Annotated in this window: 26 protein-coding genes; 13 read left to right on the forward strand and 13 right to left on the reverse strand. The window is 54.6% G+C overall.

The window, feature by feature from the left end:
- Positions 1-13 precede the first annotated feature (13 nt).
- From cgtA to rplU, 4 genes are all read right to left on the reverse strand, one after another.
- Positions 14-1,186 (reverse strand): Obg family GTPase CgtA, encoded by a 1,173-nt coding sequence (gene cgtA, locus AC2FAJ_RS14065; RefSeq protein WP_014885381.1) that lies wholly within the window; start codon positions 1,184-1,186, stop codon positions 14-16.
- Positions 1,187-1,201: 15 nt separating this feature from the next.
- Positions 1,202-2,167, reverse strand: a complete 966-nt coding sequence (locus AC2FAJ_RS14070) for a DMT family transporter (protein ID WP_028014557.1) — start codon at positions 2,165-2,167, stop codon at positions 1,202-1,204.
- A 95-nt stretch (positions 2,168-2,262) separates the two neighbouring features.
- Positions 2,263-2,520 carry a 50S ribosomal protein L27 gene (gene rpmA, locus AC2FAJ_RS14075; protein WP_004385076.1) on the reverse strand — a complete coding sequence of 86 codons (258 nt, stop codon included), beginning with the start codon at positions 2,518-2,520 and terminating at the stop codon, positions 2,263-2,265.
- Positions 2,521-2,539: 19 nt separating this feature from the next.
- Entirely contained in the window at positions 2,540-2,851 is a 312-nt protein-coding gene (gene rplU, locus AC2FAJ_RS14080; protein WP_003025032.1) for a 50S ribosomal protein L21, read from the reverse strand.
- 257 nt (positions 2,852-3,108) lie between these two features.
- On the opposite strand from rplU, the gene ispB reads away from it, so the two are divergent.
- Together ispB and sfsB are read left to right on the forward strand one after the other, a co-directional pair.
- A complete protein-coding gene (gene ispB / locus AC2FAJ_RS14085; RefSeq protein WP_028014558.1) occupies positions 3,109-4,080 on the forward strand; it encodes an octaprenyl diphosphate synthase in 972 nt (323 codons plus the stop codon).
- 230 nt (positions 4,081-4,310) lie between these two features.
- A complete protein-coding gene (gene sfsB / locus AC2FAJ_RS14090; protein ID WP_028014559.1) occupies positions 4,311-4,598 on the forward strand; it encodes a DNA-binding transcriptional regulator SfsB in 288 nt (95 codons plus the stop codon).
- 60 nt (positions 4,599-4,658) lie between these two features.
- Here sfsB and murA read toward each other — a convergent pair whose 3' ends face one another.
- From murA to mlaF, 7 genes are all read right to left on the reverse strand, one after another.
- A complete protein-coding gene (gene murA, locus AC2FAJ_RS14095) occupies positions 4,659-5,918 on the reverse strand; it encodes a UDP-N-acetylglucosamine 1-carboxyvinyltransferase (RefSeq protein ID WP_028014560.1) in 1,260 nt (419 codons plus the stop codon).
- Positions 5,919-5,968: 50 nt separating this feature from the next.
- Positions 5,969-6,223 (reverse strand): BolA family iron metabolism protein IbaG, encoded by a 255-nt coding sequence (gene ibaG, locus AC2FAJ_RS14100; RefSeq protein WP_008501458.1) that lies wholly within the window; start codon positions 6,221-6,223, stop codon positions 5,969-5,971.
- A 126-nt stretch (positions 6,224-6,349) separates the two neighbouring features.
- A complete protein-coding gene (gene mlaB, locus AC2FAJ_RS14105) occupies positions 6,350-6,643 on the reverse strand; it encodes a lipid asymmetry maintenance protein MlaB (protein WP_060572039.1) in 294 nt (97 codons plus the stop codon).
- Positions 6,643-7,278: a phospholipid-binding protein MlaC gene (mlaC, locus tag AC2FAJ_RS14110; RefSeq protein WP_028014562.1), complete on the reverse strand. Its 636-nt coding sequence runs from the start codon at positions 7,276-7,278 to the stop codon at positions 6,643-6,645. The genes mlaB and mlaC overlap by 1 nt, the downstream gene beginning before the upstream one ends.
- 17 nt (positions 7,279-7,295) lie before the next feature.
- On the reverse strand, positions 7,296-7,844 hold the full coding sequence (gene mlaD, locus AC2FAJ_RS14115) for an outer membrane lipid asymmetry maintenance protein MlaD (protein ID WP_041911946.1): 549 nt from the start codon (positions 7,842-7,844) through the stop codon (positions 7,296-7,298).
- Between the two features lie 4 nt (positions 7,845-7,848).
- Positions 7,849-8,631, reverse strand: coding sequence for a lipid asymmetry maintenance ABC transporter permease subunit MlaE (gene mlaE / locus AC2FAJ_RS14120; RefSeq protein WP_045630729.1), 783 nt, complete (start codon positions 8,629-8,631; stop codon positions 7,849-7,851).
- Between the two features lie 7 nt (positions 8,632-8,638).
- Positions 8,639-9,451 carry a phospholipid ABC transporter ATP-binding protein MlaF gene (gene mlaF, locus AC2FAJ_RS14125; RefSeq protein ID WP_028014565.1) on the reverse strand — a complete coding sequence of 271 codons (813 nt, stop codon included), beginning with the start codon at positions 9,449-9,451 and terminating at the stop codon, positions 8,639-8,641.
- A gap of 226 nt (positions 9,452-9,677) precedes the next feature.
- On the opposite strand from mlaF, the gene AC2FAJ_RS14130 reads away from it, so the two are divergent.
- The 11 genes from AC2FAJ_RS14130 to npr all read left to right on the forward strand — a co-directional run bounded on the left by AC2FAJ_RS14130 (position 9,678) and on the right by npr (position 17,597).
- Positions 9,678-10,655 (forward strand): calcium/sodium antiporter, encoded by a 978-nt coding sequence (locus tag AC2FAJ_RS14130; RefSeq protein ID WP_028014566.1) that lies wholly within the window; start codon positions 9,678-9,680, stop codon positions 10,653-10,655.
- A gap of 13 nt (positions 10,656-10,668) precedes the next feature.
- On the forward strand, positions 10,669-11,655 hold the full coding sequence (gene kdsD, locus AC2FAJ_RS14135; protein ID WP_028014567.1) for an arabinose-5-phosphate isomerase KdsD: 987 nt from the start codon (positions 10,669-10,671) through the stop codon (positions 11,653-11,655).
- Positions 11,656-11,669: 14 nt separating this feature from the next.
- Positions 11,670-12,236, forward strand: a complete 567-nt coding sequence (gene kdsC, locus AC2FAJ_RS14140) for a 3-deoxy-manno-octulosonate-8-phosphatase KdsC (RefSeq protein ID WP_025756695.1) — start codon at positions 11,670-11,672, stop codon at positions 12,234-12,236.
- Positions 12,233-12,808 carry an LPS export ABC transporter periplasmic protein LptC gene (gene lptC, locus AC2FAJ_RS14145; protein ID WP_028014568.1) on the forward strand — a complete coding sequence of 192 codons (576 nt, stop codon included), beginning with the start codon at positions 12,233-12,235 and terminating at the stop codon, positions 12,806-12,808. Before kdsC ends, lptC begins: the two co-directional genes overlap by 4 nt.
- Entirely contained in the window at positions 12,777-13,331 is a 555-nt protein-coding gene (lptA, locus tag AC2FAJ_RS14150) for a lipopolysaccharide ABC transporter substrate-binding protein LptA (RefSeq protein WP_028014569.1), read from the forward strand. The genes lptC and lptA overlap by 32 nt, the downstream gene beginning before the upstream one ends.
- A 6-nt stretch (positions 13,332-13,337) precedes the next feature.
- Positions 13,338-14,063 carry an LPS export ABC transporter ATP-binding protein gene (gene lptB / locus AC2FAJ_RS14155; protein WP_028014570.1) on the forward strand — a complete coding sequence of 242 codons (726 nt, stop codon included), beginning with the start codon at positions 13,338-13,340 and terminating at the stop codon, positions 14,061-14,063.
- 47 nt (positions 14,064-14,110) lie between these two features.
- Positions 14,111-15,544: an RNA polymerase factor sigma-54 gene (gene rpoN / locus AC2FAJ_RS14160; protein WP_028014571.1), complete on the forward strand. Its 1,434-nt coding sequence runs from the start codon at positions 14,111-14,113 to the stop codon at positions 15,542-15,544.
- A 22-nt stretch (positions 15,545-15,566) separates the two neighbouring features.
- Positions 15,567-15,854: a ribosome hibernation promoting factor gene (gene hpf, locus AC2FAJ_RS14165; RefSeq protein ID WP_014171818.1), complete on the forward strand. Its 288-nt coding sequence runs from the start codon at positions 15,567-15,569 to the stop codon at positions 15,852-15,854.
- Positions 15,855-15,936: 82 nt separating this feature from the next.
- Positions 15,937-16,428 carry a PTS IIA-like nitrogen regulatory protein PtsN gene (gene ptsN / locus AC2FAJ_RS14170; protein WP_008501443.1) on the forward strand — a complete coding sequence of 164 codons (492 nt, stop codon included), beginning with the start codon at positions 15,937-15,939 and terminating at the stop codon, positions 16,426-16,428.
- 45 nt (positions 16,429-16,473) lie between these two features.
- Complete coding sequence (rapZ, locus tag AC2FAJ_RS14175; RefSeq protein ID WP_014885397.1) at positions 16,474-17,328, forward strand: RNase adapter RapZ; 855 nt, start codon at positions 16,474-16,476, stop codon at positions 17,326-17,328.
- Entirely contained in the window at positions 17,325-17,597 is a 273-nt protein-coding gene (gene npr / locus AC2FAJ_RS14180) for a PTS phosphocarrier protein NPr (protein ID WP_025756690.1), read from the forward strand. The genes rapZ and npr overlap by 4 nt, the downstream gene beginning before the upstream one ends.
- Positions 17,598-17,635: 38 nt before the next feature.
- On the opposite strand, the gene mtgA is transcribed toward npr, so the two are convergent.
- A complete protein-coding gene (gene mtgA / locus AC2FAJ_RS14185) occupies positions 17,636-18,361 on the reverse strand; it encodes a monofunctional biosynthetic peptidoglycan transglycosylase (RefSeq protein WP_028014572.1) in 726 nt (241 codons plus the stop codon).
- A complete protein-coding gene (gene elbB, locus AC2FAJ_RS14190) occupies positions 18,358-19,011 on the reverse strand; it encodes an isoprenoid biosynthesis glyoxalase ElbB (RefSeq protein WP_047364720.1) in 654 nt (217 codons plus the stop codon). The genes mtgA and elbB overlap by 4 nt, the downstream gene beginning before the upstream one ends.
- Positions 19,012-19,061 lie beyond the last annotated feature (50 nt).

Here is a 19,061-nt window from a genome sequence, read left to right on the forward strand (position 1 = left end):
CTTTGGACAGATATTAGTGCTTGTAGATGAACTCGACACCTTCTTCGTCGTCTTCATCCCAGTCATCGTCCCAGTCGTCTTCCTCTTCCGCTTCCAGCTCTTCGAGCTGCTGGCGGTGGTAGTCATCCCACATGAATTCGACTTTTTCTGGCTGTTTCGCTTCTTCAGCCTGAACGACAGGGTTCTCGATGATGAAGGTCATCACATCCCAGCAGAGATCTTTCACGCCAACCTGGCTTGCCGCGGAGATAAGGTAGTATTTATCTTCCCAGCCCATCGCTTCGGCAATCGCTTTGGCTTTCGCTTCGGCTTCTGCTTTATCCATCAGGTCGATCTTGTTGAAGACCAGCCAGCGTGGCTTACTCGCCAGTTTTTCGCTGTATTTTTCCAGCTCACCGATAATAATACGGGCGTTTTCAACCGGATCGGAACCGTCGATCGGATCGATGTCGATGAGGTGCAACAGTACGCGGCAACGCTCAAGGTGCTTCAGGAAGCGAATACCCAGGCCAGCCCCTTCCGCAGCGCCTTCAATCAGGCCCGGAATATCGGCGACCACAAAGCTCTTCTCGTTATCCATACGGACAACGCCGAGGCTTGGTACCAGCGTGGTAAACGGATAGTCCGCTACTTTTGGCTTGGCCGCAGAGACGGCGCGAATAAAGGTCGATTTACCTGCGTTTGGCATACCCAGCATGCCCACGTCAGCCAGCAGCATCAGTTCAAGTTGCAGGTCGCGCTTATCACCCGGGGTACCCATCGTTTTCTGACGCGGGGTACGGTTAACGGAAGATTTGAAACGGCTGTTACCCAGACCGTGCCAGCCGCCTTTCGCCACCATCAGGCGCTGACCGTGTTTGGTCATATCGCCCATGGTTTCACCGGTGCCCTGATCGATAACGCGCGTACCGACCGGAACCTTAATGGTCACGTCTTTACCGCGTTTACCGGTACAGTCACGGCTCTGGCCGTTCTGTCCGCGTTCTGCACGGAAGGATTTTTCAAAGCGGTAGTCGATCAGCGTGTTGAGGTTTTCATCCGCCTCCAGCCACACGTCACCACCATCGCCACCGTCACCGCCGTCAGGGCCGCCACGAGGAATATATTTTTCACGGCGGAAGCTTACACAACCGTTACCGCCATCACCTGCCACGACCAGAATCGTCGCTTCATCAACAAACTTCATTTTACTCTCCGTAACTCATTCGCCTGAGCGGGGGACTACTACGACCGCTTCATTTTTGCGCCAACGTCCCCAAAGACGATGACCAATGGCGGAATACATCGCGCCCGCAACCACGACAAACGCACCGAGATAGCCCAACAGGTTGAGCATCGGTCTGACGAAGACATCGGGCCAGGCCATTGATAACAAATCTGAAAATAACAGCGTAAACAGCGGGGTAAGCGTGATCAATGCGCTCACCTGTGCTGCCTGCCAGCGCGCCATCGCTTCCGCCAGCGCGCCATAACCGACCAGCGTGTTAAGCCCACAAAAAATGAGGCACGCCAGTTGCCAGTCGCTCAGCTGGGTAATGACGCCCGGCTTCGCTAACGGCAATAATGCCACTGTACACAAAGTGTACAGCAAAAAAAGGATCTGCTGTGAGGCCAGGCGACGCAATAACACCTTTTGCGCGACGCCATAGCTCACCCAGACCGTTGCTGCACCCACGCCGAAGATCACGCCCCAGGTGTAGTCCGTAAGCCGGGTAAAAATCTCGATCAGGCTGGTGTTGAAGAACATCACCAGGCCGCATAGCAGCATGCTTGCCCCGATAATCTGCGTCCCGCGCATCTTCTCTTTGAGGATGAACACGCTCGCGACCATCATGCCCACAGGCGAAAGCTGACCAATCACCTGAGACGCCGTAGGGCTCAAATACTGCAGGGAAGAGCTGAACAGGATAAAGTTACCGAACAGACCGCCCGTCGCAATGGCCAGCAACACCAGCCATCGAGGTTTGCGGAAGAGCCGTAGCGGTGGAAGCTTGCCTTTAACTGCAAGGATGGTCCCGAGACCAATGCTTGCCATCAGAAAGCGATAAAAGACCACCGTAGGCGGCTCCATCACTTCCAGTACCTGCTTCATTGCAATTGGCAGCGCACCCCAGCACATTGCGGTCGTGAGCGCCAAAAGAATACCAATGCCGGCCTGCTGCTTCATGCCCGTTTTCCCTACAGAAAATTTTCCGGGTTTCCAATGTAAAAAGCCCCGCAACACGTTGCGGGGCTTTAATCCGTTACCGGACCGAGAAAACCTTACTCAGCAACGATGCTGATGTATTTACGGTTGTTCGGGCCTTTAACTTCAAATTTCACTTTACCGTCTGCTTTAGCAAACAGAGTGTGGTCACGACCGCAACCTACGTTGTTGCCAGCGTGGAATTTGGTACCACGTTGACGAACGATGATGCTACCCGCCAGAACGGATTCGCCACCGAAACGCTTAACGCCCAGGCGTTTAGCTTCTGAATCGCGACCGTTACGTGTGGAGCCGCCAGCCTTTTTATGTGCCATTTAAATCTCTCCTCAGGTCTTAGGCGCTGATGCCAGTAATTTTCACATCAGTGAACCACTGACGGTGGCCCTGCTGCTTACGGTAGTGTTTACGACGACGAAACTTAACGATTTTAACTTTCTCGCCACGACCGTGTGCAACAACTTCAGCTTTGATAACGCCGCCATCAACGAAAGGAACGCCGATTTTGACTTCTTCACCGTTTGCGATCATCAGAACTTCTGCGAACTCAACAGATTCGCCAGTTGCGATGTCCAGCTTTTCCAGGCGAACGGTCTGACCTTCGCTTACTCGGTGTTGTTTACCACCACTTTGGAAAACCGCGTACATATAAACTCCGCTTCCGCGCACGTCCTCGTATGAATCAGAGTGCGCTATAAATATTCACAATAGGGCGCGAATATTACGCAAAACGCGAGCCTTTGACAAGTGCTACCGTCAATACATGAAGAAAAAAAACACAACACGTACGGTAACGTTTATCTGAGCCGTTTTTTCAGTACAATCAGCACTACTATTGATAAACCGAAACCCTTCGTTACCCCATTTAAGATGGGATCAACAGGATAAAAAGCCCGGCTTTTGCGATGAATTTAGAAAAAATCAACGAGTTAACCGCGCAAGATATGGCGGGTGTAAATGCAGCAATCCTGGAGCAACTCAACTCTGACGTTCAGCTGATCAATCAGTTGGGCTATTACATTGTCAGCGGCGGCGGTAAACGCATTCGCCCGATGATTGCCATTCTGGCTGCCAGAGCCGTTGGCTATCAGGGAAATGCCCACGTGACGATCGCCGCGCTGATCGAATTTATTCACACCGCGACGCTTCTGCATGACGATGTTGTGGATGAATCCGATATGCGTCGTGGCAAAGCCACGGCAAACGCTGCCTTCGGGAACGCCGCCAGCGTTCTGGTCGGGGACTTTATCTATACCCGCGCCTTCCAGATGATGACCAGCCTGGGCTCTCTGAAAGTGCTCGAGGTGATGTCCGAAGCCGTTAACGTCATCGCTGAAGGCGAAGTGCTGCAGCTGATGAACGTCAACGACCCGGACATCACTGAAGAAAACTACATGCGCGTTATCTACAGCAAAACAGCGCGCCTGTTTGAAGCGGCCGCCCAGTGTTCCGGCATCCTGGCTGGCTGTTCCGAGGCGCAGGAGAAAGGACTGCAGGATTATGGGCGCTATCTGGGTACCGCCTTCCAGCTGATTGATGATTTGCTGGACTACAGCGCGGACGGCGAAACGCTTGGCAAAAACGTTGGCGATGACCTGAACGAAGGCAAACCGACCCTGCCGCTGCTTCACGCGATGCGTAACGGAACGGCCGATCAGGCGAAAATGATCCGTGAGGCGATCGAACAGGGAAATGGCCGCCATCTTCTGGAACCTGTACTGGAAACGATGGCCATCTGCGGCTCGCTGGAATGGACGCGTCAGCGTGCTGAAGAAGAGGCTGACAAAGCCATCGAAGCTCTCCAGGTTATTCCAGACAGCCCATGGCGCGATGCTCTGATTGGTCTTGCCCATATCGCTGTTCAACGCGACCGTTAATCTTGCACCCACCTCCCCGTATCCATCGCGGGGAGGTTCAAAAACGCACCAGTAAATTCCGCATTCATGTAAATGAATCGGGTTAAAGCCCGCATGAATAAAGCCATGTCTTATTCTGAATATCCCTTCAAGTAACGCGAACTTTTTAGAACAAGAAGTCGAAATGAGTATAGTAAGCCAGTCGTTTCAGAAGAAACGGCGTAGGTGAATCCGAACTTAAGGACAGCGTTATGGATACGAAATTTATCGACTGGCATACGGCAGATATCATTGCGGCACTGCGCAAACGAGGTACGTCACTTGCAGCAGAGTCCCGCCGCCATGGTCTGAGTTCTTCCACCCTGGCCAACGCCCTGACCCGCCCCTGGCCAAAGGGAGAATTGATTATCGCGACGGCGCTGGAAACGCACCCGTGGGTGATCTGGCCTTCACGTTATCACGATCCTGTTACTCATGAATTTATCGACAGAACGCGCATGATGCGCCAGAGAAAAGCAAAAACAGAACCGCAGGGATAACGGTTTTTTGACAGGAATAGCAACCCCCCGGTCATTTCTGGCAGGGGGCTGCCGGAACGATTACTCGCCCTTCACACGCTCGATATTGGCACCCAGCGCGCGCAGTTTGTCTTCAATACGTTCATAGCCACGATCGATGTGATAAATACGATCCACCACCGTTGTGCCTTCCGCGATACAGCCCGCCAGCACCAGGCTTGCAGACGCACGCAGATCCGTTGCCATTACCTGAGCACCGGACAGTTTCTCAACGCCATGGCAAATCACGGTGTTACTTTCGATCTCAGCATGTGCACCCATACGGATCAGTTCCGGTACGTGCATAAAACGGTTCTCGAAAATCGTCTCGGTAATCACACCGGTTCCTTCGGCCACCAGGTTCAGCAGAGTGAACTGTGCCTGCATATCGGTCGGGAATGCCGGATGCGGAGCCGTACGCACGGTCACCGCTTTAGGACGCTTGCCGTGCATGTCGAGGCTGATCCAGTCTTCACCGGTTTCAACATCGGCACCCGCTTCACGCAGCTTCGCCAGAACGGCATCCAGAGTGTCTGGCTGTGCATTACGGCAGACAATCTTACCGCCAGAGATCGCCGCAGCCACCAGGAAGGTGCCGGTTTCGATACGGTCCGGCAGAACGCGATACACACCACCGCCCAGACGCTCAACGCCTTCAATGGTGATGCGGTCAGTACCCTGGCCGGAAATCTTCGCGCCCAGCGCCACGAGGAAATTGGCGGTATCCACGATCTCCGGTTCGCGCGCGGCGTTTTCGATGATGGTGGTACCTTCTGCCAGCGTTGCCGCAGACATGATGGTGACGGTAGCGCCTACGCTCACTTTGTCCATGACAATGTGCGCGCCTTTCAGACGACCGTTGACGGAGGCCTTAACGTAACCCTCTTCCAGCTTGATCTCTGCGCCCAGTTTCTCCAGGCCAAAAATATGCAGGTCAACCGGACGCGCGCCGATGGCGCAACCGCCCGGCAGCGAAACCTGACCCTGACCGAAACGTGCCACCAGCGGGCCAAGCGCCCAGATAGATGCACGCATGGTTTTAACCAGATCGTAAGGCGCAGAGAAGTTGTTCACGTTGCTGGCGTCGATCCAGACGGAACCGTTGCGCTCAACTTTAGTGCCCAACTGGGTGAGCAACTTCATGGTCGTGTCGATATCTTTCAGCTTCGGTACGTTCTGAATTTCTACCGGCTCTTCCGCGAGCAGCGCAGCAAAGAGGATTGGCAGCGCGGCGTTCTTCGCGCCAGAAATTGTGACTTCGCCCTGGAGACGCGTTGGCCCCTGTACACGAAATTTATCCATTGTGTGCTCTCTTATAAATTCAACCGTGCTGCGGGCCTGTCGCCCTCAGCTCAAAAACCGTTTAGTTTGCGATCGCGTGCCCACTCTTGCGGGGTGAACGCTTTAATCGACAGGGCGTGGATGCGGTTATCCGCAATATATTCCATCAGCGGCGCGTACACAGCCTGCTGCTTCTTCACACGGCTCATACCGTCGAACATCTCACCCACAGCAATAACCTGGAAGTGACTGCCATCGCCAGTGACGTGGGCTTCCTGAAGGGAGAGTGCATTCATCAGCACTGTCTGGATTTCATGATTTTCCATGGGCTCTTAATCATCTGATAGTGAAAACAAGCCCAACATCTTAGAGCAAAGTGGCGTCGTCTTAAACAAGCAAAAAGCCCCGACGATGAAACTGTCAGGGCTTTCGGAAGTAACGCACTGAAAATATTAACGAGGCAGTACGTCCTGAGGCAGATTGTAGAGTTGCGCAAGGGTAACGACATTGTCACTCGCGCCATGAAGCATGACGCTTGTTCCCTGCTTTTTGCCCACGGCAACCAAATGGGCGAGCAGCGCAACGCCTGCCGTATCCACCCGCGTGACGTCGGTTAAGTCGATAAGCGTCACGCCCTGCATCGCCTCATGGCGTTTATCCCACAGTGGGTTCAGCAGATCCTGGTCCAGCTCACCGGACAGCCTTAACGTCTCACCTTCACGCGACCAGCGGAGTTGCTGCGCCATTACTTCTTCTCGTCCAGGGTAATTTTCTGACGAGCAATGGACTGTAGCTGTGCGGTCAGGCCATCAATGCCCTTGGTGCGCAGCAGGTCGCTCCACTCGTTTTGTTTAGTGGTGATCATGCTCACCCCTTCGGCGATCATGTCATACGCCTGCCAGTGGCCGGTCTGGCTATTTTTACGCCACTGGAAATCCAGGCGCACCGGCGGACGGCCGTTAGGATCGATGATCGTTACGCGAATAGGCACGATGGTCGCATCACCCAGCGGCTGCTCCGGGGCGATCTGATAGGTCTGACCGTGGTACATCGCCAGCGCCTGACCATACGCCTGCTTCAGGTATTCACGGAATGCGGCAAAATAGGCCTCACGCTGCGCCGGGGTGGCGTCTTTGTAATAGCGGCCCAGCACCAGCGCTCCCGCATATTTGATCTGCACATACGGCAGCAGTTCCTGGTCAACCACGTCACGCAGATAGTCAGGATTCGCGCGAATTTTTGGCTGTTCGTTTTTGAGACGGTCGAAGGTTTTCTTCGCAGCTTCGTCCATCAGTTTGTACGGGTTGCTCTGATCCGCAGCATGTGCCGCAGTGAGAGGGGCAATGACCAGCATGGCAACCATTAACAGTCGTTTAAACATGAATGACTTCTCCTGAATTAATTCGCAGCACCAGGGGTCGGCGCAACGTTGGTATGGTCTTCACTCTGCGCAGGGGCATCGTCAGACTTTTTATCATCCCCTTTACTGTTGTAAAGGAACTGACCAATCATGTCCTCCAGCACCATCGCGGACTTCGTATCCTGGATAACGCTACCGTCTTTAAGGATAGTCGTTCCCAGCTCGGGATCTTCAAAGCCGACGTTAAGTGCCAGATATTGTTCACCCAGCAGGCCGGAAGTACGGATAGAAAGGGAGCTGGTGTCCGGAATGTGGTTGTAACGTTCTTCGATATCCATCGCAACGCGCGGCAGATACGTTTTCTCATCGAGCGTAATGTCAGATACGCGGCCGATCACCACACCGCCAATGCGGACCGGTGAACGCGCCTTCAGCCCGCCGATGTTATCGAACGTGGCATAGATGCGATACGTCGGCTCGGTGCGTACTGAGGTGATATCCGCCGCTCTCAGGCAGATAAACAGCGCCGCCAGCAGCGCCAGCAGCAGGAAAACGCCGACCCAAATTTCATTTTTTCTCGTTTGCATGAACTCAATTCCCAAACATCAGTGCGGTGAGCACAAAATCCAGGCCCAGTACGGCCAGCGACGAATGTACGACAGTACGTGTAGTTGCACGGCTAATGCCCGCCGACGTCGGGATGGCATCGTAACCATTGAACAATGCAATCCAGGTGACCGTAATGGCAAACACCACGCTTTTAATCAGGCAGTTAACCAGATCCATTCGCAGGTCGATGGCGTCCTGCATCGCAGACCAGAAGAAGCCGGCATCGATGCCTTTCCAGTTGACCCCAACCAGCGAACCGCCCCAGATCCCCACGGCGACAAACAGAATAGTCAGTAGCGGGAGCGAGATCACCCCCGCCCAGAAACGCGGCGAGATCACGCGACGCAGCGGATCGACCGCCATCATCTCCATGCTGGATAGCTGCTCGGTCGCACGCATCAGGCCAATCTCAGCCGTTAATGCCGACCCAGCGCGTCCGGCAAACAGCAGTGCCGCCACAACCGGACCCAATTCGCGCAGCAGCGAAAGCGCCACCAGCATTCCGAGGCTGGTTTCCGCACTGTAGGTTGTCAGAACAAGGTAGCCCTGCAGCCCCAGCACCATGCCGATAAACAGACCGGAAACAATAATGATGAGCATCGACAGCACGCCGACATTATAAAGCTGACGCACCAGCAGAGGGGCGTGCTTGCTAAACTCCGGCTTGCCGACCAGCGCGTTGAATAACATCAATCCGGCACGCCCGAACGTCCTGATGGTTTTTATGCCACGGTGTCCGAGAGCGGCCAACGCATTTAACAGCATGAGTGGCTTAACTCCCTATTCCCAGTAAATCGTCACGATAATCGCCCGCCGGGTAGCGGAACGGTACGGGTCCGTCAGCAATACCGTCGAGGAACTGCCGTACGCGTGGATCGCAATTTTCCTGCAGCGCCTGGGCGCTGCCGTGTGCAACGATCTTTTTGTCCGCCACGATATAGGCGTAATCGGCAATGCTCAACACTTCCGGTACATCGTGAGACACCACGATACAGGTGACGCCGAGCGCGCTGTTCAGTTCAGAGATGAGCTTTACCAGCACGCCCATCGTGATGGGATCCTGCCCGACGAACGGTTCGTCGAACATGATTAAATCGGGCTCTAATGCAATAGCTCGCGCCAGCGCGGCGCGGCGCGCCATCCCGCCGGACAGCTCCGAAGGCATTAGCTTCGCGGCTCCTCGCAACCCCACAGCTTCAAGCTTCATCATCACCGTGCTTTTCAGCAGCTCAGGCGGCAGGCTGGTATGCTCGCGCAGCGGATAGGCCACGTTATCAAAGACGTTCATGTCGGTGAACAACGCCCCCGACTGAAAGAGCATACTCATACGTTTGCGGACAGTATACAGGCGCGAGCGCGACATCTCCGGGACGTTTTCGCCATCGAAGAGGATTTCACCGCTATCCGGTGGGATCTGACCACCAATTAGGCGCAGGAGGGTCGTTTTACCGATCCCGGACGGCCCCATGATGGCGGTGATTTTGCCACGCGGTACGGTCAACGAAATATCATCGAATATCAGTCGATTGCCGCGAGAAAAACTCACACCGCGGACATCGACGATATTCGCCATCGTTTGGCTCATTTATAGTTCCTTTCTTACCTGCTCACGTTAAGACGTGCAGCCTGAATCAGCCCTTAACCCCGCATTTTTACAGAATATTAGCCGTTGAGGTTAGCGAAAGCTGGCATTTGTTTTACTTTTCCGGCGCATAAAGTCAAAATTAGGAATTCGTTACGCCTCAGACCGTATGCAGTCCAGCCATTCCCGCGCGATGGACCGACAAGTATACCTGAAGAAAGGACTTTTGATGCTTTTAGCAACAGCACTGTTAATCATTGGTTTACTGTTAGTGGTCTACAGTGCTGACCGTTTAGTCTTTGCTGCATCTATCCTGTGTCGCCTGACGGGTGTACCGCCTGTAGTCATCGGGATGACCGTGGTCAGCGTTGGCACGTCACTTCCTGAAATCATCGTCTCCGTCTCGGCGTCGCTGCATGGTCAGTTAGACCTGGCAATTGGCACCGCGATTGGCTCTAACATCGTCAATATATTACTGATTTTAGGCCTTGCGGCACTGCTCCATCCATTTCGCGTGCATTCTGATGTTCTGCGCCGTGAATTGCCGCTAATGTTAGTCGTAAGCCTGCTGGCAGGGTGCGTATTTTATGATGGCGTACTGAGCTATAGCGACGGCATTTTCCTGCTGGCGTTGGCCGTCATCTGGTTACTGTATAGTGTTAAAATTGCCCGCCAGGCGGAAAAACAGGGTCAGGATAGCCTGACGCGTGAACAGGTTGCCGAACTCCCGCGGGAAGGCACGCTGCCGGTCGCCCTCCTCTGGCTTGGCGTTGCGCTGATCATCATGCCGATGGCAACGCGCATGGTCGTGGATAACGCGACGGTACTGGCGAACTATTTCGCCATGAGCGAACTGACGATTGGCCTGACGGTTATTGCTATCGGCACCAGCCTGCCGGAGCTGGCCACCGCCATTGCGGGGGCACGTAAAGGGGAAGATGACATCGCCATTGGTAATATCATCGGCTCCAACATATTTAATATCGCGATTGTCATGGGCCTGCCGGCTCTGATTACGCCGGGGCCGTTTAATCCTCTGGCGTTTTCACGCGATTACGGGGTGATGTTGCTGGTCAGCGTGATATTTGCCCTGCTCTGCTGGCGGCGGCAACGCCAGATCGGCAAAGGCGCAGGCGCGCTGCTGACGGGTGGATTTATCGTATGGATGGCGATGCTGTACTGGCTCTCGCCTCTTCTCTCTGGGTAAACGGAAACGCATTATGTCGCAAATAGAATTGCAGCCGGGTTTTGACTTTCAGAAAGCAGGCAAAGAGGTTCTGGAGATTGAACGTGAAGGTCTGGCGCAGTTAGATCAGTACATTAATCAGGATTTTAGTCTGGCATGTGAGAAGATATTCTACTGTGCCGGGAAAGTCGTGGTGATGGGGATGGGCAAGTCCGGCCACATTGGGCGCAAAATGGCGGCAACGTTTGCCAGCACCGGAACCTCGTCCTTCTTTGTACACCCGGGGGAAGCCGCGCACGGCGACCTGGGGATGGTCACGCCGCAGGATGTCGTTATCGCGCTGTCCAACTCCGGTGAGTCCAATGAAATTCTGGCATTGATCCCCGTACTGAAGCGTCTGCAGGTGCCGCTGATTTGCATGACCAGCCGTCCGGAAAGTAGCATGGCGCGTGCGGCCGATATTCATCTGTGCGTTAAAGTACCGAAAGAGGCCTGCCCGCTCGGCCTGGCACCAACGTCCAGCACCACCGCCGCGCTGGTCATGGGCGATGCGCTTGCCGTCGCGCTGCTTGAAGCCCGCGGTTTTACGCCGGAAGATTTCGCGCTCTCCCATCCGGGCGGCGCGCTGGGGCGCAAGCTGCTGCTGCGGGTAAACGATATTATGCACACCGGGGATGAGATCCCTCACGTCAGCAAAGAAGCCTCCCTGCGTGATGCGCTGCTGGAAATCACCCGTAAGAATTTGGGTATGACGGTCGTGTGCGACGATCTGATGAAAATTCAGGGGATCTTCACCGATGGCGACCTGCGTCGCGTGTTCGACATGGGTGTAGATGTCCGCACGCTCGGCATTGCCGATGTGATGACGCCCGGCGGCATTCGCGTGCGTCCGGGAACGCTGGCCGTGGATGTGCTGAACCTGATGCAGTCCCGCCATATCACCTCCGTTATGGTTGCCGATGGCGACCAGTTGCTGGGTGTGGTACATATGCATGATCTGCTGCGCGCTGGCGTAGTGTAATAAAGGATAAGACAATGAGTAATGCGGGTGCATCCCTTGCAACCTGTTATGGTCCGGTCAGTACCCAGATGATGGCAAAGGCGGAAAATATTCGTCTGCTCATTCTGGATGTGGATGGCGTACTTTCCGATGGCCTGATTTACATGGGCAATAATGGTGAAGAGCTGAAAGCGTTTAACGTTCGCGACGGCTACGGTATCCGCTGTGCGCTCACCTCGGGTATCGAGGTTGCTATCATCACCGGACGAAAAGCTAAACTGGTAGAAGACCGCTGTGAAACCTTAGGCATTACCCATCTTTACCAGGGTCAATCCGATAAGATGGCAGCGTTCAATGATTTACTGGGTAAACTGGCTATCGCACCGGAAAACGTGGCCTACGTCGGGGACGACCTGATTGACTGGCCGGTGATGGCTGAAGTCGGTCTCAGCATCGCGGTTGCTGATGCTCATCCGCTGTTGATCCCGCGCGCTGACTACGTTACCCACATCAACGGTGGCCGGGGTGCCGTCCGTGAAGTCTGCGATCTGCTTCTGCTGGCGCAGGGCAAGCTTGATGAAGCCAAAGGGCAATCGATATGAGTAAAACCAGACGTTGGGTTATCATTCTGCTTTCGCTTGTCGCACTGGTATTGATTGGCGTGAACCTTGCCGATCGCGACGATACGCAAACGGAAGTCGTCAACAATAACGATCCAACCTATAAAAGCGATCACAGCGACACCGTGGTCTATAGCCCGGAAGGTGCGCTGAATTATCGCCTGATTGCCCAGCACGTTGAATACTTTTCCGATGACGGCGTTTCGTGGTTTACCCAACCTGTCATGACCACTTTCGATAAAGACAAAGTGCCGACGTGGTCAATTAAGTCAGATCGGGCCAAACTGACAAATGATCGTATGCTTTATCTGTATGGCCACGTTGAAGTCAACGCCCTGACCGCTGACTCGCAACTGCGAAAAATTACGACGGATAATGCCCAGATCAACCTGGTAACCCAGGACGTGACGTCGCAGGATCTGGTCACACTGTATGGCACAACATTTAATTCCAGCGGTTTAAGAATGCGCGGGAACTTACGCAGCAAGAACGCCGAGCTGATTGAAAAGGTTAGAACCTCCTATGAAATTCAAAACAAACAAACTCAGCCTTAAAGTAATTATCGCCAGCGCGATGCTGGCGGCCAGTCTCCCCGCGCTTGCTGTAACGGGCGATACCGACCAGCCGATCCATATCGAGTCTGACACCCAGTCTCTCGATATGCAGGGTAACGTCGTCACCTTCACGGGTAACGTCGTCATGACTCAGGGGACCATCAAAATTAACGCCGATAAAGTGGTCGTTACCCGTCCGGGCGGCGAGCAGGGCAAAGAGATCATTGATGGTTACGGCAACCCGGCCACCTTCTACCAGATGCAGGACAACGGCAAGCCGGTGAAGGGCCACGCCTCGCATATGCACTATGAGCTGGCGAAGGACCTGGTCATCCTGACCGGAAACGCGTATCTGGAACAGCTGGACAGCAATATTACCGGTGACCAGATTACCTATCTGGTGAAAGAGCAAAAAATGCAGGCCTCCAGCGAGAAAGGCAAACGCGTAACCACCGTGCTGGTTCCGTCGCAGCTGCAGGACAAAGGCAAGGGCCAGGCCCCGGCACAGAAGAAGAGTAACTAATTCGCTATGGCAACATTAACTGCAAAAAATCTCGCGAAGGCCTATAAGGGCCGCCGTGTCGTAGAAGATGTCAGTCTGACCGTCAACTCCGGCGAAATTGTGGGCCTGCTTGGCCCGAACGGTGCGGGTAAAACCACCACCTTCTACATGGTGGTGGGTATTGTGCCGCGCGATGCCGGCAACATTATTATTGACGATGAAGATATCAGCCTGCTGCCGCTGCACGCGCGCGCGCGCCGTGGCATCGGCTATCTGCCGCAGGAAGCCTCTATTTTCCGTCGTCTGAGCGTCTTTGATAACCTGATGGCGGTCCTGCAAATTCGCGACGACCTGACCAACGAACAGCGTCAGGATCGCGCCAACGAGCTGATGGAAGAGTTTCATATCGAACACCTGCGCGACAGCCTGGGCCAGGCCTTGTCCGGGGGGGAACGCCGTCGTGTTGAGATTGCGCGCGCGTTGGCCGCCAATCCGAAGTTTATCCTTCTGGATGAACCGTTTGCGGGCGTTGACCCGATCTCCGTTATCGACATTAAACGCATTATCGAGCATCTGCGTGACAGCGGACTTGGCGTGCTGATCACCGACCACAACGTTCGTGAAACGCTGGCGGTATGTGAACGCGCGTATATCGTGAGCCAGGGCAATCTGATCGCTCACGGTACGCCGCAGCAGATCCTCGAAGACGATCATGTTAAGCGCGTCTATCTTGGGGAAGACTTCAGACTCTGATAGGGTAGAGGTAACGTAACGCCGAACCGGAGAAAAATGCTCTGAACATGAAGCAAGGTTTGCAATTAAGGCTCAGCCAACAGCTGGCGATGACGCCGCAGTTACAGCAGGCAATTCGTCTGTTGCAACTGTCCACCTTAGAACTCCAGCAGGAGCTCCAGCAGGCGCTGGACAGCAATCCCCTGCTGGAGCAAGCCGATCTTCATGACGAGGTAGATACCCAGCAGTCACAGGACACAGAAGCGCTCGACACCGCGGATGCACTCGAACAAAAAGAGATGCCGGATGAGCTTCCGCTGGATGCCAGCTGGGATGAAATCTATACCGCCGGGACCCCTTCCGGCACGCGTGCAGACTACCAGGACGACGAGCTACCGGTCTACCAGGGCGAAACCACCCAGTCGCTGCAGGATTACCTGATGTGGCAGGTAGAGCTTACCCCCTTCTCCGATACCGACCGCGCTATTGCCACGTCGATTGTCGACGCCGTTGATGACACCGGTTATTTGACCGTCACGCTGGACGACATTCTGGAAAGCATGGGCGATGAAGAGATTGAGATTGAGGAGATTGAAGCGGTACTGAAACGCATTCAGCGCTTCGATCCGGTCGGGGTGGCCGCGAAGGACCTGCGCGACTGTCTGCTGATCCAGCTTTCTCAGTTCAGCAAAGAGACGCCGTGGCTCGACGAGGCTCGCTTAATCATCAGCGATCATCTGGATCTTCTGGCTAACCACGATTTCCGCACCCTGATGCGCGTGACGCGCCTGAAGGAAGAGGTGCTGAAAGAGGCGGTAAATCTGATCCAGTCCCTCGATCCGCGTCCCGGTCAGTCGATCCAGACCAGCGAACCCGAGTACGTTATCCCGGACGTGCTGGTCAGAAAACACAATGACCGCTGGGTCGTTGAACTGAACTCTGACAGCATCCCTCGCCTGCAAATCAACCAGCAGTACGCCTCCATGTGTACCAGCGCGCGCAACGACTCCGACAATCAATATATTCGCAGCAATCTTCAGGAAGCGCGATGGTTGATCAAGAGCCTGGAGAGCCGGAATGATACCCTGCTTCGCGTGAGCCGCTGCATCGTCGAACAGCAGCAGGCCTTCTTTGAGCAGGGCGAAGAGTATATGAAGCCGATGGTGCTGGCGGATATCGCCCAGGCCGTCGAGATGCATGAATCCACTATTTCCCGCGTTACTACGCAGAAGTATCTGCACAGTCCGCGCGGTATTTTTGAGCTTAAGTATTTCTTCTCCAGCCACGTGAACACCGAGGGTGGCGGCGAAGCCTCCTCAACGGCGATTCGCGCCCTGGTGAAGAAGTTGATCGCCGCGGAGAATCCCGCGAAGCCACTAAGTGACAGTAAGTTGACCACCATGCTGTCCGATCAGGGTATTATGGTGGCACGTCGTACTGTTGCGAAGTATCGAGAGTCTTTATCCATTCCGCCGTCTAACCAGCGTAAACAACTGGTCTGACACAACCGATAAGGAAGACACTATGCAGCTCAATATCACAGGACATAACGTCGAGATTACTGAGGCTTTACGTGACTTCGTGAACGCTAAGTTCGCGAAACTCGAGCAGTATTTCGAAAGGATCAATCAGGTCTACGTTGTGTTAAAAGTGGAGAAAGTGACTCATATCTCGGATGCAACCCTGCATGTTAACGGGGGTGAACTCCATGCCAGTGCGGAAGGGCAAGACATGTACGCGGCTATCGACGGCTTGATTGACAAGCTTGCGCGACAGCTCAATAAACATAAAGATAAACTGAAACAACACTAATTGTCCGGGCAGTTAACGGGTGCAGGACGGCCTGTTGTGAAACACAACGGGCCATTTGTACAGTTAGCGCTTAGGTGAAATTATGATGAACAACGATTCCGCTCTTCAACTGAGCAATGTCCTTAACCAGGAATGTACCCGCAGTGCCGTTCACTGCCAGAGCAAAAAACGTGCGCTGGAGATCATCAGTGAATTGGCTGCAAAACAGCTGGGCCTGCCGCCGCAGGTGGTGTTCGAAGCCATTCTGACCCGTGAAAAGATGGGCAGTACCGGTATCGGCAACGGCATCGCGATCCCACACGGCAAGCTGGAAGAGGACACCCTGCGTGCCGTCGGTGTGTTTGTGCAACTGGAAACCCCAATCGCTTTTGACGCCATTGATAACCAGCCCGTCGATCTCCTCTTCGCGCTGTTGGTGCCTGCCGACCAGACCAAGACCCACCTGCATACGCTTTCGCTGGTTGCTAAACGTCTGGCGGATAAAACCATCTGCCGTCGACTGCGCTCGGCCCAAAGTGATGAAGAGCTTTATCAAATTATCACTGAAGCAGAAGGCAATCAGGATGACGCATAACCAGGTGATGGCCTTCACATCTGTTGTCCTGAGGAGAAACGGAACATGGTGCTGATGATTGTCAGCGGTCGTTCAGGGTCGGGGAAATCCGTTGCCCTGCGCGCGCTGGAAGACATGGGTTTTTACTGCGTCGATAACCTGCCGGTCGTGTTATTGCCCGATCTGGCACGCACGTTAGCGGAGAGACAAACCTCCGCCGCCGTCAGTATCGACGTTCGTAACATGCCGGAATCGCCAGAGATCTTCGAACAGGCAATGAGTAACCTGCCTGACGCGTTCTCGCCTCAGCTGCTGTTCCTTGATGCCGACCGCAATACCCTGATCCGCCGCTACAGCGACACCCGTCGTCTGCACCCGCTTTCCAGCAAGAATCTTTCGCTGGAGAGCGCCATCGACGAAGAGAGCGATCTGCTTGAGCCGCTGCGCTCTCGTGCCGATCTGATTGTCGACACCTCAGAGATGTCCGTTCACGAGCTGGCGGAAATGCTGCGAACCCGGCTGCTGGGCAAACGCGAGCGCGAGCTGACGATGGTGTTCGAATCTTTCGGCTTTAAGCACGGTATTCCGATTGATGCGGACTATGTTTTCGACGTGCGCTTCCTGCCGAACCCGCACTGGGATCCCAAACTGCGTCCAATGACCGGTCTGGATAAGCCCGTGGCGGCGTTCCTCGACCGACACACAGAAGTTCACAATTTTATCTACCAGACGCGAAGCTACCTTGAGCTATGGTTACCTATGCTGGAGACAAACAATCGTAGCTACCTGACGGTGGCGATTGGCTGTACTGGCGGTAAACATCGTTCGGTCTACATCGCCGAACAGCTGGCCGACTATTTCCGCTCGCGCGGTAAGAACGTTCAGTCCCGTCATCGCACGCTGGAAAAACGTAAAACATGACCGTAAAACAAACCGTTGAGATCACCAATAAGCTGGGCATGCATGCACGCCCGGCGATGAAGCTGTTTGAGCTGATGCAGGGTTTCGATGCAGAAGTGCTGCTGCGTAATGACGAAGGCACCGAAGCGGAAGCCAACAGCGTGATTGCGCTGCTGATGCTGGACTCCGCCAAAGGGCGTCAGATTGAGGTTGAAGCCACCGGTCCTCAGGAAGAGGAAGCTCTGGCGGCGGTAGTTGCGCTGTTTAACGCCGGGTTCGACGAAGATTAGGCCTGCTATTCTGGCGGGTGGCGCTGCGCTTACCCGCCCTACATTAACGCATTTCTCTCCATAAACCCTTCCCCACCCAGCTGGCGCATCTGGCGCATGATCCACGCCTGACGGCTTCGCACGTACCCTGACGGGGCGCTGGCCTTGAAGCGGACAGGATTAGGCAGAACAGCCGCGAGCAGCGCCGCCTCCGACATGCTCAGCCTGCTGGCAGGTTTATTAAAATAGCGTTGTGATGCAGCTTCGACACCAAATACCCCGTCGCCGAACTCGGCGATATTAAGGTAAACGGTCAGAATACGCTTTTTGCTCCAGACCGTTTCCATTCCCAGGGTCAGACCCGCTTCCAGCCCTTTTCGCACCCAGCTTCGCCCATCCCACAGGAACAGGTTTTTAGCCGTCTGCTGCGACAGCGTTGACGCACCGCGCACGCGGTTTTCGTGACGTTCGTTATGGGCCAGCGCCTTTTCAATCGCAGCCACATCGAACCCCCAGTGCTCCGGGAATTTTTGATCTTCCGCCGCGATAACCGCCAGCCCCATGAACGGAGAAATTTCATCCATGCTCACCCAGTCAGAATGGGCAACATAGCCGAAATCACCGGAGAACCACGCGCTAAGCTGGCGCTCAACCATGACCGCTGAAAACGGTACCGGCAAAATGCTGAACACGGCCAGCCCGCCTCCCCAGAACACCGCCAGGACGAGTACGATGCGGAAAAGAAGGCGTTTCACCCATGCGCCTGCGGAAAACTGACGTCTCATTCCGTCAGCACCAGCACCCGGGCGACCAGCTTTTCAATGCCCACGGCGGCTTCCGCAATATTCTTCGCCAGCATATACGCGGGCGTGGTGACAACTTTGTTGTCCTCATCCACCACAATGTCATCGACCGGGCACGGAACGTGTTCGCCCCCCATATCCTCGACGACCTCTGCGGTATCAATATCGGTTCCGATCGTCAGCCGTAACGGAAAATCGAAAATATTTGGCAGCATGGCCGGTGCAATACAGATAAAGCCCAGCGGCTTGCCGGCGGCATGCATCGCCAGCGTCAGCGCTTTGAGATCAGGGTCCACCGTGCATGCGGCACCTTCGGCTGCAAAGGTGCTGAGATTTTTCGCGGCGCCGAAGCCGCCCGGCACAATGAGCGCATCCAGTTCAGCGGCATCTGCCTTCGCCAGCGGATGAATCTCTCCCCGGGCAATACGCGCGGCTTCAATCAGCACGTTACGCGTTTCGGCCATCGGCTCGCCGGTCAGATGGTTAATCACATCCGACTGATTTTTGTCGGGTGCAAAACAGATTACCTCTGCTCCCTGTTTTGTCAGGGCCAGCAGCGTGATTACGGCTTCATGTATTTCTGAACCATCAAAAACACCGCATCCGCTCAGGACAACACCAATTTTTTTCATCTTGACGATCCTTCTTTGCAACTCGCTGAAGCACATTAATAATTTTGATT

This window comes from Enterobacter cloacae complex sp. 385G4 (genome assembly GCF_057320665.1).

Coding starts and splice junctions, on each gene's coding strand:
- rpoN (WP_028014571.1), top strand. CDS start 14,111: ATGAAGCAAGGTTTGCAATTAAGGCTCAGCCAACAGCTGGCGATGACG.
- kdsD (WP_028014567.1), top strand. CDS start 10,669: ATGTCGCAAATAGAATTGCAGCCGGGTTTTGACTTTCAGAAAGCAGGC.
- rplU (WP_003025032.1), bottom strand. CDS start 2,851: ATGTACGCGGTTTTCCAAAGTGGTGGTAAACAACACCGAGTAAGCGAA.
- cgtA (WP_014885381.1), bottom strand. CDS start 1,186: ATGAAGTTTGTTGATGAAGCGACGATTCTGGTCGTGGCAGGTGATGGC.
- lptA (WP_028014569.1), top strand. CDS start 12,777: ATGAAATTCAAAACAAACAAACTCAGCCTTAAAGTAATTATCGCCAGC.
- lptC (WP_028014568.1), top strand. CDS start 12,233: ATGAGTAAAACCAGACGTTGGGTTATCATTCTGCTTTCGCTTGTCGCA.
- mlaF (WP_028014565.1), bottom strand. CDS start 9,451: ATGAGCCAAACGATGGCGAATATCGTCGATGTCCGCGGTGTGAGTTTT.
- mlaC (WP_028014562.1), bottom strand. CDS start 7,278: ATGTTTAAACGACTGTTAATGGTTGCCATGCTGGTCATTGCCCCTCTC.
- AC2FAJ_RS14130 (WP_028014566.1), top strand. CDS start 9,678: ATGCTTTTAGCAACAGCACTGTTAATCATTGGTTTACTGTTAGTGGTC.
- mlaE (WP_045630729.1), bottom strand. CDS start 8,631: ATGCTGTTAAATGCGTTGGCCGCTCTCGGACACCGTGGCATAAAAACC.
- hpf (WP_014171818.1), top strand. CDS start 15,567: ATGCAGCTCAATATCACAGGACATAACGTCGAGATTACTGAGGCTTTA.
- mlaD (WP_041911946.1), bottom strand. CDS start 7,844: ATGCAAACGAGAAAAAATGAAATTTGGGTCGGCGTTTTCCTGCTGCTG.
- elbB (WP_047364720.1), bottom strand. CDS start 19,011: ATGAAAAAAATTGGTGTTGTCCTGAGCGGATGCGGTGTTTTTGATGGT.
- AC2FAJ_RS14070 (WP_028014557.1), bottom strand. CDS start 2,167: ATGAAGCAGCAGGCCGGCATTGGTATTCTTTTGGCGCTCACGACCGCA.
- ibaG (WP_008501458.1), bottom strand. CDS start 6,223: ATGGAAAATCATGAAATCCAGACAGTGCTGATGAATGCACTCTCCCTT.
- sfsB (WP_028014559.1), top strand. CDS start 4,311: ATGGATACGAAATTTATCGACTGGCATACGGCAGATATCATTGCGGCA.
- rapZ (WP_014885397.1), top strand. CDS start 16,474: ATGGTGCTGATGATTGTCAGCGGTCGTTCAGGGTCGGGGAAATCCGTT.
- mlaB (WP_060572039.1), bottom strand. CDS start 6,643: ATGGCGCAGCAACTCCGCTGGTCGCGTGAAGGTGAGACGTTAAGGCTG.
- npr (WP_025756690.1), top strand. CDS start 17,325: ATGACCGTAAAACAAACCGTTGAGATCACCAATAAGCTGGGCATGCAT.
- lptB (WP_028014570.1), top strand. CDS start 13,338: ATGGCAACATTAACTGCAAAAAATCTCGCGAAGGCCTATAAGGGCCGC.
- ispB (WP_028014558.1), top strand. CDS start 3,109: ATGAATTTAGAAAAAATCAACGAGTTAACCGCGCAAGATATGGCGGGT.
- rpmA (WP_004385076.1), bottom strand. CDS start 2,520: ATGGCACATAAAAAGGCTGGCGGCTCCACACGTAACGGTCGCGATTCA.
- ptsN (WP_008501443.1), top strand. CDS start 15,937: ATGATGAACAACGATTCCGCTCTTCAACTGAGCAATGTCCTTAACCAG.
- kdsC (WP_025756695.1), top strand. CDS start 11,670: ATGAGTAATGCGGGTGCATCCCTTGCAACCTGTTATGGTCCGGTCAGT.
- mtgA (WP_028014572.1), bottom strand. CDS start 18,361: ATGAGACGTCAGTTTTCCGCAGGCGCATGGGTGAAACGCCTTCTTTTC.
- murA (WP_028014560.1), bottom strand. CDS start 5,918: ATGGATAAATTTCGTGTACAGGGGCCAACGCGTCTCCAGGGCGAAGTC.